Source organism: Paenibacillus anaericanus (assembly GCF_003994475.1).
GTDB classification, from domain to species: Bacteria; Bacillota; Bacilli; order Paenibacillales; family Paenibacillaceae; genus Fontibacillus; species Fontibacillus anaericanus.
The window spans coordinates 15745-31539 of the sequence record NZ_RZNY01000019.1 but is presented as its reverse complement, the minus strand read 5'-3'; the positions used below and the strand labels follow the sequence as shown (position 1 = coordinate 31539).

At 42.5% G+C, this 15795-nt stretch carries 17 protein-coding genes; 7 read left to right on the top strand and 10 right to left on the bottom strand.

Translation table 11 applies throughout. The annotated features are described in order from the left end of the window. The first annotated feature begins 146 nt into the window (after window positions 1-146). Window positions 147-248: a sporulation protein YjcZ gene (locus EJP82_RS19825; RefSeq protein ID WP_127193812.1), complete on the top strand. Its 102-nt coding sequence runs from the start codon at window positions 147-149 to the stop codon at window positions 246-248. Between the two features lie 69 nt (window positions 249-317). Here EJP82_RS19825 and cshA read toward each other — a convergent pair whose 3' ends face one another. Beyond that, window positions 318-1919 (bottom strand): degradosome RNA helicase CshA, encoded by a 1602-nt coding sequence (gene cshA, locus EJP82_RS19820; protein ID WP_281278207.1) that lies wholly within the window; start codon window positions 1917-1919, stop codon window positions 318-320. A 277-nt stretch (window positions 1920-2196) separates the two neighbouring features. Between cshA and EJP82_RS19815 the strand changes: the two genes are divergently transcribed. Further along, on the top strand, window positions 2197-3018 hold the full coding sequence (locus EJP82_RS19815; RefSeq protein WP_127193810.1) for a YitT family protein: 822 nt from the start codon (window positions 2197-2199) through the stop codon (window positions 3016-3018). Between the two features lie 188 nt (window positions 3019-3206). Further along, window positions 3207-3395 (top strand): hypothetical protein, encoded by a 189-nt coding sequence (locus EJP82_RS19810; RefSeq protein ID WP_246054306.1) that lies wholly within the window; start codon window positions 3207-3209, stop codon window positions 3393-3395. 219 nt (window positions 3396-3614) lie between these two features. Here EJP82_RS19810 and pfkA read toward each other — a convergent pair whose 3' ends face one another. After that, entirely contained in the window at window positions 3615-4586 is a 972-nt protein-coding gene (gene pfkA, locus EJP82_RS19805) for a 6-phosphofructokinase (protein ID WP_127193809.1), read from the bottom strand. Window positions 4587-4657: 71 nt separating this feature from the next. After that, complete coding sequence (locus EJP82_RS19800) at window positions 4658-5686, bottom strand: tetraprenyl-beta-curcumene synthase family protein (RefSeq protein ID WP_170220250.1); 1029 nt, start codon at window positions 5684-5686, stop codon at window positions 4658-4660. A gap of 209 nt (window positions 5687-5895) precedes the next feature. Between EJP82_RS19800 and EJP82_RS19795 the strand changes: the two genes are divergently transcribed. Both EJP82_RS19795 and EJP82_RS19790 read left to right on the top strand, forming a co-directional pair. Next, complete coding sequence (locus EJP82_RS19795) at window positions 5896-7122, top strand: MFS transporter (RefSeq protein WP_246054304.1); 1227 nt, start codon at window positions 5896-5898, stop codon at window positions 7120-7122. A 30-nt stretch (window positions 7123-7152) separates the two neighbouring features. Beyond that, window positions 7153-7800 carry a nitroreductase family protein gene (locus tag EJP82_RS19790; RefSeq protein WP_127193807.1) on the top strand — a complete coding sequence of 216 codons (648 nt, stop codon included), beginning with the start codon at window positions 7153-7155 and terminating at the stop codon, window positions 7798-7800. Between the two features lie 92 nt (window positions 7801-7892). Here the strand turns inward: EJP82_RS19790 and EJP82_RS19785 are convergent, their stop codons facing one another. Next, on the bottom strand, window positions 7893-8915 hold the full coding sequence (locus EJP82_RS19785) for a sugar phosphate nucleotidyltransferase (RefSeq protein ID WP_127193806.1): 1023 nt from the start codon (window positions 8913-8915) through the stop codon (window positions 7893-7895). Continuing rightward, complete coding sequence (locus tag EJP82_RS19780) at window positions 8916-9704, bottom strand: DUF6492 family protein (protein WP_127193805.1); 789 nt, start codon at window positions 9702-9704, stop codon at window positions 8916-8918. A 228-nt stretch (window positions 9705-9932) separates the two neighbouring features. Here EJP82_RS19780 and EJP82_RS19775 point away from each other — a divergent pair, with 228 nt between their 5' ends. After that, complete coding sequence (locus tag EJP82_RS19775) at window positions 9933-10688, top strand: YheC/YheD family protein (RefSeq protein ID WP_246054301.1); 756 nt, start codon at window positions 9933-9935, stop codon at window positions 10686-10688. 92 nt (window positions 10689-10780) lie between these two features. On the opposite strand, the gene EJP82_RS19770 is transcribed toward EJP82_RS19775, so the two are convergent. The 5 genes from EJP82_RS19770 to EJP82_RS19750 form a co-directional block, all read right to left on the bottom strand. Continuing rightward, complete coding sequence (locus tag EJP82_RS19770; RefSeq protein WP_127193804.1) at window positions 10781-11683, bottom strand: hypothetical protein; 903 nt, start codon at window positions 11681-11683, stop codon at window positions 10781-10783. After that, window positions 11680-12786, bottom strand: a complete 1107-nt coding sequence (locus tag EJP82_RS19765) for a DNA glycosylase AlkZ-like family protein (protein WP_127193803.1) — start codon at window positions 12784-12786, stop codon at window positions 11680-11682. The genes EJP82_RS19770 and EJP82_RS19765 overlap by 4 nt, the downstream gene beginning before the upstream one ends. 132 nt (window positions 12787-12918) lie before the next feature. Next, complete coding sequence (locus EJP82_RS19760) at window positions 12919-13872, bottom strand: helix-turn-helix transcriptional regulator (RefSeq protein ID WP_127193802.1); 954 nt, start codon at window positions 13870-13872, stop codon at window positions 12919-12921. 172 nt (window positions 13873-14044) lie between these two features. After that, window positions 14045-14788, bottom strand: a complete 744-nt coding sequence (locus EJP82_RS19755) for a YebC/PmpR family DNA-binding transcriptional regulator (protein WP_127193801.1) — start codon at window positions 14786-14788, stop codon at window positions 14045-14047. Window positions 14789-15040: 252 nt separating this feature from the next. Next, window positions 15041-15238: a cold-shock protein gene (locus EJP82_RS19750; protein ID WP_127193800.1), complete on the bottom strand. Its 198-nt coding sequence runs from the start codon at window positions 15236-15238 to the stop codon at window positions 15041-15043. A gap of 296 nt (window positions 15239-15534) precedes the next feature. On the opposite strand from EJP82_RS19750, the gene EJP82_RS19745 reads away from it, so the two are divergent. Then, complete coding sequence (locus tag EJP82_RS19745; protein ID WP_127193799.1) at window positions 15535-15768, top strand: hypothetical protein; 234 nt, start codon at window positions 15535-15537, stop codon at window positions 15766-15768. The last annotated feature ends 27 nt before the right edge of the window (window positions 15769-15795 follow it).

The following is a 15795-nucleotide window of genomic DNA, read 5'->3' as shown; positions in this document are numbered from 1 at the left end:
TATAACTATACATGATAACCCAAGCCCTATCTACAGCCTATTTTGACAGTTCTGGGTATGAGTCTAATCTAGAGGAATCTATGTGCCATAGTATATACCGTAACTTACAACTATAAAGTTCAACAACCCACAAAGGAGGTTATTGTATGTCACATGTAGGCGGATTTGGCGGAGGTCTTATAACATCCACAGGTACAATTCTGGTGCTTTTTATCCTACTCGTAATTGTTAGCCGTGCATGTATCTAGTCTAAATAAAGAAAAAGAAGACGAAAGTGACGGGCACTTCGTCTTCTTTGCCTATGCAATATCTAGTTGTTAGTTATCCTCAGTACGCTTTGGCGGTCTACTTGAACTACCGCTTGAGCTTGGACGAGGCTTGCGATCTGCGGAAGAACGATAGGAATCCCGTCCGCCTTCTTTGTTATAGCCACCTTTACTGCTGCTACCGCTATTGTAACCACCACGGTTGCCGCCTTCACGACTATCGCGACGATAACCACCGCTACCGCCACTTCCACCGCTACCACCAGTACGGTTACCATAACCAGAAGGTTTGCGTCCGCTTGAACGGATATCAGGATTACGACGTTTAACGCGAATCGGTTCTTCCGGTGTAAGTTCAATGTTCGCTTTGTCATTCTTCTCACCAGTAATGAGTTTGAATGCCGCTGCAAGCAAATTCACGGAATCGTATTGCTCCAACAATTGGATAGCCATACCTTTGTATTCGTTCAAATCGCCAGCTTCAACCAACTCAATGAAACGTTCCGCTGTAATCCGTTGTTTACCTTCGATTGCTTCTGCAAGGCTTGGCAAAGGTTTGCGAGTAATCTTGTGACGCGTAATCCGCTCGATGAAGTGTAAATGATCAAGTTCTCTTGGTGTAACAAAAGACCAAGCTGCACCTTCTTTACCAGCGCGTCCTGTCCGGCCAATCCGGTGAACATAGCTCTCTGGATCTTGTGGTAAGTCAAAGTTAACAACGTGAGTAACGCCAGATACGTCTAGACCACGAGCCGCAACGTCTGTTGCTACCAGTACATCAATGCTACCATCACGGAATTTACGCATTACAGCATCACGTTGGTTCTGTGACAAATCGCCATGCAAGCCATCCGCAGAATATCCACGCATATGCAAAGCTTCAGCTAGCTCATCTACCCGGCGTTTAGTCCGACCAAATACAATGGCTAGTTCAGGAGATTCCATATCAAGCAAACGAGTCAAACCATCAAACTTTTGACGTTCATGAACTTCGATATAAGATTGGTCGATCAGAGGGGCGCTAACTTGTTTAGGGATAACGGAGACATGCTCAGGATTCTTAAGAAATTGTTGAGCTAGCTTCTGGATATTCGAAGGCATGGTAGCTGAGAACAACATTGTTTGACGTTCAGCTGGGACAAGCTTCAGGATCGATTGAATATCGTCCATGAATCCCATATCAAGCATTTCATCCGCTTCATCCAATACCACGGTTTGAACATCATCAAGTTTGATTGTTTTACGATTGATGTGATCAAGTAGACGACCCGGTGTACCGATAATAATTTGAGGTTTCTTTTTCAAAGCACGAATTTGACGAACAATATCTTGACCGCCATAAATTGGAAGGGAACGAGTTCCCTTGAAACGTGCCAATTTGCCAATTTCTTCAGCAACTTGAATGGCCAACTCGCGCGTTGGTGTCATGATAAGGGCAACAATACGCTCTTCTTCTTTAGCGATTTTGTTGATTAACGGCAATCCAAACGCAGCCGTCTTCCCTGTTCCTGTTTGTGCTTGTCCAATCAAGTCGCGACCCTCTAAAGCTAGGGGGATCGATTTCGCTTGAATCGGTGTTGCTTCTTCAAAACCAAGTTCCGTGACAGCTTGTAATACCTTTGGCTCTAGGCCAAACTCTGCAAATGTGTTCAAATTTTTCATACTCCTTCTATATAGTGGACAATCCACATTCTTAACTGTATTCTTAAGTAGCGTTCAACGTCTATAGGCTTTCCAATTAACCTATAAAATTTACATACGGCAATAGATCATAACATAAACTTCCAACCTCTAGGCACTTAGGAAAACACAGTGTCCAGTTGAAAAGGATCCCTACTCAAGAATATCTCAAACATTATAGCACATAACAACGAAGGAACACCAGCAAGCAGGTTGGGATACTTTCATATTCTCCGTGAGGTGAGTCATCATGATTAATCAAGTTAAAGATTGTATTATGGTTCTACTGGGAGCCGCTCTTATTGCTGTCGGTTTCAATTTATTCCTGATTCCGCATCATTTACTTAGTGGCGGCGTGTCAGGTCTAGCCATGTTAACTGGATATTTCACACCTCTTAACATTAGCGTATTATACTTTGCCTATAACATCCCCATTCTAATCGCGGGGTTATTTTTACTTGGTAAACGTTTCATCAGTTTTAGCATCATATCTGTTATTTCCGTAACTTGGCTGATCGCTATGATTCCAGTTACTCCCCTTGTTACCGATATGTTACTCTCCTCTGTCTTCGGCGGCGTACTGGTCGGTTTAGGTAGTGGATTTTCGTTTCGTGCAGGTGGTTCTTCGGGTGGTTTCGATATTGTTGGGTCCATTATCTCACGCTTTCGTGATTTCCCGATCGGAAATGTACTGGTAGCTTTGAATGCCGTTGTCATCTTAGCCATGGGCTACTTAGAAGACGACTGGAACCTGGCGCTAGCCTCCATGGTATCTATTTACATTTGTGGCAAGGTGCTCGACTTAATCCATATTAGTCACATCAAGATCACCTTATTTATCGTTACCGACAAAACGGATGAACTACTAGCAAGGTTATTGCAACTTCCTCGGGGAGTTACCCTCATCAAAACCCAAGGCGCCTTCACACATAAGGAGAAGGACATGTTAATGACTGTGACCACGCGTTATGAATTAGTGGAGTTGAAAAATATTATTAAAGAAAGTGATCCGAACGCCTTCGTCAATATTGTGGAGACAGTAGGCATTATGGGATCATTCCGCAAGCGGTAATCTGGGTTTCTGTCCCTTACGAACAGACCCCCCATATAATTTCCAGCTTGATGTGGTATAATGAGTTTATGCGGCTCCTAAGTCAACCCTCTAGGTTACAGTTTTACCCTTTACAAGCTATATGCTTTTCCGATTTGAGAATGATTCCGTATGAATGATTCTAAGAGGAAAGGGTGATCGATGTGGACATGGAAACGGTAAAACTTGAGCAAATCGTTATGAAATGGTTCCCTGATATGTTGCCTTTCTTCAATCTTAAGGAGCTCAACTCCGAGATCGTCCTCCGTGATGGTTTGACCATCTTGGAATCGAATGATGCAATGGAGATCATCCAATTTAGCATTTGTGAGCATCAAAATGCTGCATATCTTCACTGAATACGAAACAACCGAATGACAACGGACCGTTTCTTTTCCCCTACGGAAGAGAGGCGGTTTTTTTAAGTCCTGAATCCCTCAAAATTGGAGTTTGGAACATGAAAAGGACGTGGCGTGCTGCTAGTCTCTCCTAATATACAAAAAAGAGAAATTCGGTGCCCAGTGATGGGTCTAACGAATTCCCCTTTTTTTCAGTTAAAATTAACCTGAGTTATTAAATTATTGGGACAAACGAGAAGCTAATTCATATAGATCCATATCAAATTTCTTCTTCGTAGTTACTACTTTTTCGATATCCGTAAGAATCATTTCGCCGCCGATCATACCACAGGCTTTGTTTGACTCACCTGCGATTAAGCTACGCACTGCAAAATCACCTAGACGGCTTGCCAAGTTACGGTCGAACGGAGTTGGCGATCCACCGCGTTGAATATGTCCAAGAACGGTAGCACGTGGTTCAAGCGTAGGCTGACGCAATTTAATTGCCTCAACAACCTCTTCACCTTTGCCAACGCCTTCAGCCACGATGACAATGCTATGTCTCTTACCATTATCAAAATTCTGTCTCATCCGGTCTGCCACTTCATTCAGATCAAACGGCATTTCTGGAATAAGAATGGTCTCAGCTCCCGAAGCAAGTCCAGCATGAAGCGCAATATCTCCAGCATGACGACCCATAACTTCTACGACAGAAGCACGTTCATGAGAGGACATTGTGTCACGTAGTTTATTAACAGCATCTACTACAATACTTACAGCCGTATCGAAACCGATTGTGTAATCGGTAAAAGAAATATCGTTATCAATTGTTCCAGGAAGTCCCATCGTTTTGATACCTAACTTACTCAGCTTTTCAGCACCATGATACGAACCGTCACCGCCGATAACGACTAAACCGTCAATACCGTGATCACGTAATATTTGAGCACCTTTTTGCTGACCTTCAGGTGTTTTGAATTCTAAACAACGAGCCGATTGAAGAATGGTTCCTCCACGTTGAATGATATCGCCTACACTACGAATATCCATTGAGAAGATATCGTTATTAAGCAAACCTTGATAGCCCCGTTGAATACCAAATACTTCGAGTCCATAGTACAATCCACTACGAACTACGGAACGTACGGCAGCATTCATCCCTTGTGAATCTCCACCACTTGTGAGTACTGCGATTTTTTTAACTTCTGACATGATGATTCCTCCTCAAAATTTTACGAAGTAAAATTACTTCGTAAGCATAACCTTGTTTTGTGAAGCAAAACTTATAATAATTGTTTGCGAATCCACCGGCTGTTTATGAAAAAGAATACTCGCATCAACGGGCTTCTTCTCATTAACTGTTTGGACACATCTCTGATTTCCTGCTGCTGGCTAACTTTAGGATCCGATAAGTAAAGCGCCACTAATCCCTCAATAATCATTACGTGAAATGACGAAGCAGGAAGACTTGCTACATCCTTACGTGCGCCATCTACAATCATAGCAATCCGAGTAAGCATGGTCTCTTTATCCTCATAATAACTGCAGAAATTCAAATCCCCACCGATTTCATCTTCTTCCTGATCAATCAAGTAATCAAGCATGATATGAAGCCCGCATACATGAGGGAAATACGCATCGTGGATCACTTTAGCACTCTTCCCGTTCAATTCAGTATCACTTGCTGCCAGAAACAGCATAAATACGCCAAGAGTTGAACCGGTTGCGGCAGCGAATTCATTCCAGTGAAGCTGCGGAGTTTTCTCCTTATGTTGCTCCCACCAATCTAATAGCGCAGCTTCCCTAAGCTTTGGATCAATATGCTTGTAAACCTGAAGATCAGTATACAAACCGACAAGGTCGGTAATGTAAGGTTGTGCTGCGCTGTATCCAGGTAACTTGGAGATCCCTGAGCGACAGGCTTTGACAAGAGCGACCAAATATCCTCCGTCATCCCGTTCATCTCGTAGGGCGTAATAATCTTTCAACTCAAATTCTGGATTCACAGCGTCAAGCATGCTTTGATGCAATAGCCGAAAATCCCCTGGGTCCATCGACGTACTTCTGTCACATAGGTTGTCCAAATAATCGCTAATAGTCTGAAAGGCTACAATCAAAGGAATAAGAACATGACGCTGCTCCAAATTAGCTGCAGCATAAACCGCGCCACCCTGACAGTGAAATTTCTTCGTCTCGATACTGGCAAGTGCTTGCTTCCTTAGTTCAGGGTCAGGAATATCTCCTGCAACCTTCTTCCAGCCGTCAAGTGCGTTCCGTACATCTGGCAAAATGAATTTGTATACACGACTCATTAGCCTGAGCGGTTCACGCGGAATCTGATTTCGGCTTTGCACATGTTCAATCAATGGCCTGCCTCCACTACGATGTTATACATAATTTAAACCATTCTATATTATAATATGTTCCAACTTTTTGCACAAATAAACAAAATCACAGCGTTTCCAATATGATATACTATCGTTGGCTCACTAGATGCGAGTTATACTTTTAGAGTCATTTCATGCTATCAATTACCCAGAACGGAGTACTGACAGAAATGAAGAAATCTTCCTTCGCTCGGCCTGAACTTACATGGCTGCGAGCTTTTACGTTCACAGTTTTTGGGACAAGCGTACTTGTAGCTTCTTATTTTCCACTGTATTATGCCCAACTAGGATTCACCAACAGTCAGATCGGATTGTTATACGCTTTAGGTCCAATGATCTCTCTGTTCGCTAACCTCCTGTGGAGTCTGACTAGTGACCGTTATCGTACAATCAAGAAGATTCTCATTCTCCTCCTCATCGGTCAAATTATAATGACAGTTGTTCTTTCAATGTCTTCTACATTTTCAGTCATTATGATCTCTATCACCATTTTCTATTTTTTCTTTTATCCTGTTTTTCCATTAACTGATACGATAGCAATTTCTACAGCCAAGCAATATGATAAAAGTTTCATCATGATCAGGATCTTTGGATCACTAGGGTACGCTACATTCGCTATTGTCATCGGTTACGTTCTGACTTCTATCGGTTCTGAATGGACTCTTGCAGTATCTATGGTTATTACTGTGGCTGCACTGATTTTTAGTTTCTTTATAAAAGACCGTGTGAGTACCGTTGCAAAAGTAGATTTCTCAGGCATTTGGTCCATTCTGAAACAGAAGGAATTGTTATGGTTTTTTGGTTGTGTCTTCTGTCTTGCCTTAGGTCTACGCATGAATGATGCCTTCCTAACGATCTCTCTTCATGATCTTGGAGCAACCCAGGATCTTATCGGTTGGGCGATGCTCGCCTCGGCAATGACTGAAGTTCCTATCTTTCTGTTCCTTAGTATATATGGTGAGAAATTTAAAGAACTCCCCTTGCTAGTTTTCGCAAGTCTTATGTTCACGGTCAGATTTCTTCTGATGGGAATGACTACCTCTCCCTATGGAATCATTGGGGTGCAAATGATGCATGGCATCTCATTTGGCGTGTTCTATGTGACGGCGATCCGTATGCTTACCCGTTTGATTCCGGATGACTATCGGGCGACAGGGCTAGCCTTATTTACAATAATGTGGTCAAGTGCCTCCGGACTGCTGAGTGGAACGTTTGGAGGTATGTTATTTGAATATTCCGGGCGAACCAATTTCTATCTTGTGGCGATGGCTTTCTCTGCTCTAGCCTGTCTCGGCTTCGCTAGCCGTTATCTATACCGTAAACCTACGATCCAAAGACAGGACATAGATCTTCATTCATAAAAATATCTCAATTGAGAAAGGTGGGGTCCTATGGATTTCTCTTTATTCCGTGAAGTAGTTAAAACACGTCGAAGTATCCGTGAATTTACCGATGAAGCAGTCAGCATTACCGATATTGAGGAAATCATCGATTGCGCCCGCTATGCGCCTAGCGATACTAACTCACAGACATGGGAGTTTATTGCTGTCGTTAACCGAGATAAGATTAAGCATGTCGAGGACTTCACCTGGGAAAAGCTTCATGAAACGGCAGCGCGTGCGGAACAGAAGGGCCTCGAGCGAGAAGCAAAACTGCTCATAAAGTCGTTCGGCCCCTATGCCACCGCCTTTTCTGGTGCTCCTGTAATGATCGTATGCTTATCCACGCCCTATGCATCAAAATTCCGAGATAAAATTTTTGATCCCATTTCTTTTGTGGAACCAGAAGTGTGGGAAGAAGAAGGGTTAAAGAGCAGCTGTCTAGCCGCGCAGAACTTAATGCTTGCTGCGCATGCTAAAGGTCTTGCAACTTGTCCATTGACTGGACCTGTACTTCTAGCTGAAGATAAGCTGCGAGAATACCTCCACATCCCAGAAGATCGAGGGGTTACAATGGTCATCGCTCTCGGGTACCCTGCAATTTCACCTAAAGCCATTCCTCGCCGAGAAGTGGCAGATATATTACGAATCGTAGAATGATAACCTAACAAAAGTCCCGCCAGAATATGGCGGGACTTTTGGCATTTTACCCAGGTATCCAGGGGTCACTCCACGCCAGAACTCCTTCATGGTTATGTCGGCCCTTCGCCTTCAACTAGAATTTTTTTAATCTTACTTGCACTACTTTTCTTCGATATGAGGATCCCATCTGGACTGGCTGCCACAATAATATCAGGTACATCAATAACATGAACGGGAAATGGAAGCTCATTAACAATATGCGTATCAGGAGATAATCCCCAAATTTTCCCTTGACCTATGATACTACTATCTAAATGATCTGTTAATGCTGCCCAGCTCCCAAGGTCACTCCATTCTCCTTCATATGGGAGTACAACAGAATTGGATATGCGCTCCGCGACTTCTTGATCGAAGCTGCGTACGGGTAAACTCTCGTATACAGCCATTAAGGATTCATAATCCGTCGGCATATTTATTTGCTCCATATAGGTGAGGATTAATTTAAGGGGAAAAGCAAATACTCCGCAGTTCCATAATGCGCTTTGCTCAATAAGTGCTTGTGCCGTGTCTACATCCGGTTTCTCTATAAAACTTGAGACCTTGGAATATTCTAATGATCCTAAATTCCCACTAAGTTCTGGCAAGATATAACCATATTGCTCTGATGGATGTGAAGGCTTCGTCCCTAACAAGGCCAAATCTGCTCCTGAATCTCTTAGTATGCTAGTAAGTAACTTAAACTGATTAAAGTAGTCTTCACCCGCAAACATATCTGCTGGAGTTATCGTGATGATATCGTCGAGTTCCGCCAACCTATAGGTATGAAGATAAACCGCGGCAAGAGCGGTAGCTGTAAATGTGCCTCGTTTACATGGCTCAATAATTAGAGGCAGTTGCCCTTCAGTGTACCTGGTAATAAGATGTGCTTGTTCTTGGCTTGTAACAAAACTTGCTGATTCCCATAATCCTGACGCCGTAAGCTGTCGACACACACGCCCGATCATAGATTCTCTCTCCCCTTGAGGTGAAGGAAGAATCTCAAGAAATAACTTAGAGCGGATTTCATTAGATAATGGCCACAATCTTGTACCCGAACCACCACATAGAAATACAATGCGTATAGGTTTTGTCATTTATCTTGTCGACCTACTGTAACCCTTCCGTTCATGGAACGATAACGAACGATAGCTCAGGGCCAGCTTTTTCATTTGGGCTTGCGGTAGTGTAGATGCTTTGACTTTAAGTCCTTTATTTAGAGCATTCTTAAGAATCATTGATTTGGGGGTCGTACTGTATACATAATTGGCGTAGGTTTCATATTCAGAGAATCCGAATTGTTTCGTTTTATCGATACTACGGATGATTGCCCTATACCAAGGGAGATTGTGTTTCGCTTCAATCGTTCGTTTCAGTTGACTCAGTTTAGATTTATCAAACAGCATATAGTGGGTAACAAAAGACTTAGGTGAGGGTGCTTTTGATCCCAATAATTTTCTGTACGTGCGGAAGTATTCAGGTTGACTCCAATTGCGGCAGTAGTACAGTCCCTTGCTATGGGATAAAAAGCTGTGTGGCCGAATAAGTACGGTGTCTGCATCTATTACTAAGAAGTACTTGTGTTTACATATGGTGTCACCACTAAATTTGAGTAATTGTTGATATAACCAGCCTGAGCGTTCCCAACGTGCAGAACGATAATGAATATCTTTTTTGGAGATAGGGAGAACTTTTTTCTCATCAACGAAAATACATCCTTTGCGCTTACAAAGTGCACTAATTTTACTACTTTGAGGTGATACAACATAAATTTGACCAATCTTATGTTTCACATTACGGCGGAGACCATCTATTACATGAGGTAGTGTTGCTAAGTCCTTCTCAATCGTGGGAATGAGCACATCAATGGTGGACGAACTGTTCATCTCTTCAGCTCCACATAGAAATTTACGCATCTAGTTAGATCATTATTCGTATGCGTTTCTTTATGGTATGCAATAGTCTACTACACGGTCTGGGCGAGAACGGAGTCCATTTTTTTGTGATAATGAAGGCATTTGTTCTGTACCAAATCTATGGGTCTGCATAAGATGCATTACCTTGAAATAAGCTATTGCGTATTTATGGTGACTATGATAGGAGGGACAACAAAGTTGACAGCTAAAAGACTGATCGCAGTGCAGAGTAAATGGATCAAAACCAAAGTGTTGCTTACAAATAAATCGATAAAACCCTTCATCCCTGATACACGAAAATTTAATGCCAATAATTTAAGATCTATGATTAATCAGTATCGTATGATATACATCAAACCGGAGTGCGGGACGTACGGAAATGGAGTAATTCGTGCAGAAATCATTAACGAACAATCATATACCTACCAGATCGAGGAGAAAATACTGAAATTCAAATCGTTCACAGAGTTCCACAAGAGCCTCATAAAGCGGATTAAGAAGCGCCGGTATTTGATTCAAAAAGGAATTCATCTATTAAAACATAATCATCGTAGGTTTGATATCCGGGTTATGGTACAGGTAAATCCAAAGGGTAAATGGGAAACAACGGGGATTATTGGGCGTTTAGGACACGCACGAAAAATTGTTACGAATTACCACAGTGGGGGTAAACCTATGAGCATTGAAAGTTTACTCCGCACACATTTATCTAAAGGTGAACAGCACCATCTTCACAAAGAATTAGATACACTTGGAATAAAAATAGCTAAGCACCTTCAAAAAACTTACCCCAAGTTTCGGCAAATTGGTGTGGATGTCGGATTGGATAAAACGGTTAGCCCTCAGATCATCGAGGTGAATACAAGTCCAGATCCCTATATTTTCAACCAATTAAAAGATAAATCAATGTACCGTAGAGTCATGACTTGCCGACGCGCAAGTCTTAAGAAGTAAGGGCACTATAGGTTCCCCCGAGAAATATAAAAACGTCCACTAAATCCAAATATCGGATGGGTGGACGTTTTTATTACATTGTAACTTTTAAATTAAATCCGCCCGTAAGATCGAAGGGTTAATAGACGATCTACTGTAATCCGCCCTCTCCATTCCTGTTCAACCGCCTGACTAACCGTTGGCCATGAAACAGCCCAACCGCCGTCCTCTTGTTGACTCTCCACGACATAATTCAAGTGACTTATAATCTCTTCTTCCGTAACAAAGCGCGAAGCGTAACTTCCTGGAGCAGGAGCATAATCTAAAACCTTCTGAGAGTAACCTCCTGCGCTCGGATCCTTTTCGATAATGCCAGGTCCTTGTAACCAATCATCTAGGATCTGTGCAAAAGTTTTAGCGCGTTCTTGCTCTGGTGTGTTCTGTAAAAATTCGCTCCACTGTAAGTAATCGTGATAATCACCTGGAAGGCTGTTAGCCATGGAACGCCATAAGAATGAGATATGACTCTGGAACCAATCATCTTGGATAAAATCTCTCCGCGTCTTCTGACGGAGTAATAAACCTATAATAATCCCAGTGGGATTTATGGATGGAACTCCATCATGTTCCGTAGTCCACCATGGAGCATGAGGATAGTCGTTCACTTCAGTCGTAGCTCTTGGCAAACCTCCGTCAGGTATTGATATGGACTTCAAATATGCGATTACACCGTCCATGATCTCTGCATCAAAGCTCTCCATTTCATTCATAATACCTAACGCCATTTCCGTTGTCACCGGTTGACTCTGTGGACAACGCATGTCAGGCTCGAGTGCATTCCCGAAGCCTCCATCCTTGTTCTGATACGCGCTCAGTACAGCAAGTACATCATCCTTCGAGCCGTTCTCGAAATGGTATGCGAAGCGCATACGATCGATCAGACGAGCACTACTGTATATAAAAGTCCTAGCACGGTCCAATACGACATTCTCATTTTTACCGTATTCCATATTCATGATCTTTTACCTTCCTCTATTGGACATTTGGAAATCTCTGCACCGTTATAACGCAATATAGCACAGTCTTCTGGATTATAAATTTCTCGAACTGCGGCTAAGACTTCTGCTTGTCTCGCAGCCAACTCGGATTGATCCAAATCTAAAATAATGTCATCAACATCGTACGGACCGATCCGCCAATGTCCCAATACCACACCTTGGAACTTGCCATCTACCAGTAAGTACTGCAAAACTTCTAATCCTTTGTAGCGTGTTTTCAATTCATCCATTTGAGCTCTTACCAAAATGTCGGACTTGTCCAACATATATATTCCCTTTGGATATTCACTGGTATACGAAGATGTAGACTCGGCGTCCTCAATTGACATAACACCCTCATCTAGCCCTTCAACCTGAGTTCGTACTAATCGTCCAGATTCTACTAACCGCCGCACCATTTCTTTAATCGTCTTGGATGGTAAACTGCACCAACTTTTGATTTGGCTCTCCGTCACAAATACCATGGATACAACAAACCTTTGTATCACTTCTAAGAGTGCTTCTTCTTGGCTTTCTGCATCTGTGGGAATTTCGAACCATTCTTCAGCAAAATCAAGCCATCCCGTTTCCCAATCGGTATCAATTTGATCCTCTTGCAGTAGGAATGCACATTGCAGGTCCTGTAGTGCTTTACCAATATCTCCGGCAGAGTAATCAAGTTCTTGCTTCAATTGCTCTTTCGTCAGTCCCCCCGCTTCGCGAATCGTACTTAGTACATCCTCGTGAACCCGGTTGAATCGAGTAGGCATTTTGCGAAAAGCTGTAGCGTATAACTTCAGGTCATCTTCTAGCACATAGGCCACACGCCCACCTAGAAATCGTCCCTTTACGAGGATATGTCGCTCCCTTAAAGAAGAGGACATTCCTGTGTCGTCGTACTCTGTTCGATGAATTAACTTTGGAGGATCACCTGGTCGCGAAAAATGAACTGGAGCAACAGGCTGAAGCCTGCGAAACAATTCAGTGTATGACTCTTCATCCAAAGGGTTATCTAAGGGCTGTGTTAACCCCTGCCTTTTCATTCTTTCAGCAATAATTTCACTGTACTTCCATGGATTCATCTAAATCCTCCTAAAAGTTTTGTAAGCGTTACTTCAAAGATTAACTTCGTTCAAAACTACTTCGAAAGCATATGCTTAGTTTTGTAAGCGTTACTTCAAAGATTAACTTCGTTCGAAACTACTTCGAAAGCATTACATTTGTACGTGACTATATCTGTCCATTAAACAGCGAGCTCGTTCCCTTATTTCCTCTATTAACTGAGGGGGTTCTATAATCTGTGCATCAAGCCCCATGTTGAAGAAAAAAGTAATCGCCCAGTTCCATTCTTCCATGGGGCATTGAAAAGCTACCTCCCACTCCTCGTCCCCAACCTGGCTGACCATATGTCCCATATGAGTATCCTGCTCTGCTAACAACGCTCCACGGTAAGTGAGTTTAGCAAATATGTAAATCGAACCTTCCTTATCTGAATGACTCTGGACCGAGTTATCCTGTAGTATTTTCTTCTCCAACTCATGAATCGGATAATCAATTTCTTCCACGGTCTCCATTCGATCAATACGCAACGATCGTACTTCCCCATGTAACTGAGAATAAGCTTCACAGTACCAAAAACCATGGGCGGCATATACTCGCCGAGGTAAGATATCAAGACTGCGATGGTAATTTTGCGAACGATACATCACTTTTAACCATTGGGAGTTAGCTGTATAGGTCATCAATGCGTTAAGATGTGGCGTTTTAAAGTGACGTTTGGGTACCTCCATCTCAACAGTTTGAAGCAACGGACTAACCAGTTGAAGCGTCTGTTCAGGCAGAACCGCACGGATCTTATCGATTACTGTCCATCTTGCAGAGTGAAAAGGACCATCACTGTATTTAGCCATCCCATCGAGCGCCACCAGCACGGTCAAGACTTCATCACGATCCAAATGAAGCGGTGGAAGGTGGAATCCCTCCATTAAGCGGTATCCTCCTCCAGGACCAGCTAAAGCGTATAGAGGGACTCCCATTTCTGATAAAGCCTGCATATCACGCAATACCGTCCGCTTGGAAACTTCAAATTTATCTGCGAGAGATTGGGCTGTTTCTGACCTTTGCTGCAAAGCCATCAAAATCGCCATCATTCGGTCCATTCTCTTCATGTTGCTTCCTCCCTGTTCTCTTTCATCATAACAGCCATTTGGTGACAACAGATTGTCACCAATTATATCTAGAACCCATTTTCTTTATAAAAAAAAGGCTGCCCTTCAAGTTAGATTTGATCTACTTGTAAGGATAGCCTCTTCAAAGGTGTATATCTAGCCGATCGGCTACTTATCCGATACGCTCCATCTCTTCTTCACTAATTTCGAAGTTAGCGAATACGTCCTGGACATCATCGTTATCTTCGAATGCATCCATCATCTTAAGCAACTTCTCCGCGTTCTCACCATCGGCAGCCACTGTGTTCTGTGGAATCCAACGTACTTCAGCACTACTAAATTGCAAACCAGATGCTTCTAAAGCACTCTTAACAATCTCAAGTTCATGCGGATGAGTTAGCACTTCATAACTGTCCTCATGAACATTCATGTCCTCGGCTCCCGCCTCAAGTGCTTGCATCATCAACGTATCCTCGTCCAAGTCCTCGAATTCTTCCCGATTAATGACAAGCATACCTTTCTGATCAAACATATAAGCTACACAACCGGATTCACCCATGTTGCCGCCTCTTTTATTAAATATCGATCTAATATCAGCTGCAGTACGGTTACGGTTATCCGTCAGGCATTTTACCATAATGGCTACTCCGCCAGGGCCGTATCCTTCATAATAAATTTCTTCGTATTCAACGCTATCAGTTGATCCGGATGCTTTTTTGATTGCTCGTTCGATGTTATCAGCCGGCATTTTAATCGCCCTAGCATTAGCAATCGCCGTTTTCAATCCAAAATTGGCTTCCGGGTTGGGTCCACCTTTACGTGCTTGCATATAAATATCGCGGCTCATTTTAACCCATTGGTTGTTCTTAGCCTGATCCGCTTTCCCTTTGCGATCTTTAAATAGTTTGAACTTCATAACTAAACGCTCCCCACCAAATGTATTACTGCAGAAATCAACCTAGTTAATTTCCCAGAAAAAAGTAGTTACCACATTAGTTTATCACTCTCACTATAAATAGGTCAAAAGGAAAGAGCTCCTAAAGTGAAAATAGTTACATAAGGGCCACCCTGCCCATATGCCAAAAAAAGGCACAGCCCTTTGGGAGCTGTGCCTTCCATATCATGCTTGAAACCAAACTTTATAAGTGATCCGTTACCGGAAGTGATCTTATAATTTGATTACGTTAGCAGCTTGTTGACCACGGTTACCGTCAGTAATATCGAACTCTACGGCTTGGCCTTCATCTAATGTTTTGAATCCTTCGTCTTGAATTGCGGAGAAATGTACAAATACATCTTCGCCACCCTCAACTGAGATAAAACCATAACCTTTTTCTGCGTTAAACCATTTAACTGTACCTTTCAAATGAACAACCTCCTAAAAATAATCGCCATCATGGACGAATAATTATATTATACTCTATGGAAAGAGACAATGCAATGTGTCATGATTTCGTAAATTTATTTGGAACATAAACATTCCGCTTTTTATTTGCTTTCCATTGGGGCGTGCGTTATCATTTTAACATAAAAATACCTTCTATTAGATAGATTGAACTGAAGCTAATTCTGGCGCATCCCATATAGCCTTAATATGAGTTTGAAGGGTGTCATCTTCTTTCGTTCATTTCTATATAGATGTAGAGACTGGAGTAATACAAAATGATAAAAAAGCATGAAATATACAAGAGAGACAAATGGAACATGTTGACAGTAGAGGTGCAAGGAAAATATATCGTTGTTCGGGAAATTTCAGACCAATGGGGCGAAGAAACACAGACTTTCCTTAGCCGTCCTGCCTTGATGCATTGGGCGAAAAACCACTTCCCTAAGGAAGATTTTGTAGGCCGAGAAGAAGAATGGACCGAAATCATGAACGCCTTCAAGGAGGTTTAATCCGCTCTGCACGAACAGGATTATAAT

Bases quoted from the DNA above. Each gene is read 5' to 3' on its own strand.
- EJP82_RS19825 (WP_127193812.1), top strand. From the start codon at position 147: ATGTCACATGTAGGCGGATTTGGCGGAGGTCTTATAACATCCACAGGT.
- EJP82_RS19815 (WP_127193810.1), top strand. From the start codon at position 2,197: ATGATTAATCAAGTTAAAGATTGTATTATGGTTCTACTGGGAGCCGCT.
- EJP82_RS19810 (WP_246054306.1), top strand. From the start codon at position 3,207: ATGGAAACGGTAAAACTTGAGCAAATCGTTATGAAATGGTTCCCTGAT.
- pfkA (WP_127193809.1), bottom strand. From the start codon at position 4,586: ATGTCAGAAGTTAAAAAAATCGCAGTACTCACAAGTGGTGGAGATTCA.
- EJP82_RS19800 (WP_170220250.1), bottom strand. From the start codon at position 5,686: ATGAGTCGTGTATACAAATTCATTTTGCCAGATGTACGGAACGCACTT.
- EJP82_RS19795 (WP_246054304.1), top strand. From the start codon at position 5,896: ATGCTATCAATTACCCAGAACGGAGTACTGACAGAAATGAAGAAATCT.
- EJP82_RS19790 (WP_127193807.1), top strand. From the start codon at position 7,153: ATGGATTTCTCTTTATTCCGTGAAGTAGTTAAAACACGTCGAAGTATC.
- EJP82_RS19785 (WP_127193806.1), bottom strand. From the start codon at position 8,915: ATGACAAAACCTATACGCATTGTATTTCTATGTGGTGGTTCGGGTACA.
- EJP82_RS19780 (WP_127193805.1), bottom strand. From the start codon at position 9,704: ATGAACAGTTCGTCCACCATTGATGTGCTCATTCCCACGATTGAGAAG.
- EJP82_RS19770 (WP_127193804.1), bottom strand. From the start codon at position 11,683: ATGAATATGGAATACGGTAAAAATGAGAATGTCGTATTGGACCGTGCT.
- EJP82_RS19765 (WP_127193803.1), bottom strand. From the start codon at position 12,786: ATGAATCCATGGAAGTACAGTGAAATTATTGCTGAAAGAATGAAAAGG.
- EJP82_RS19760 (WP_127193802.1), bottom strand. From the start codon at position 13,872: ATGAAGAGAATGGACCGAATGATGGCGATTTTGATGGCTTTGCAGCAA.
- EJP82_RS19755 (WP_127193801.1), bottom strand. From the start codon at position 14,788: ATGAAGTTCAAACTATTTAAAGATCGCAAAGGGAAAGCGGATCAGGCT.
- EJP82_RS19745 (WP_127193799.1), top strand. From the start codon at position 15,535: ATGATAAAAAAGCATGAAATATACAAGAGAGACAAATGGAACATGTTG.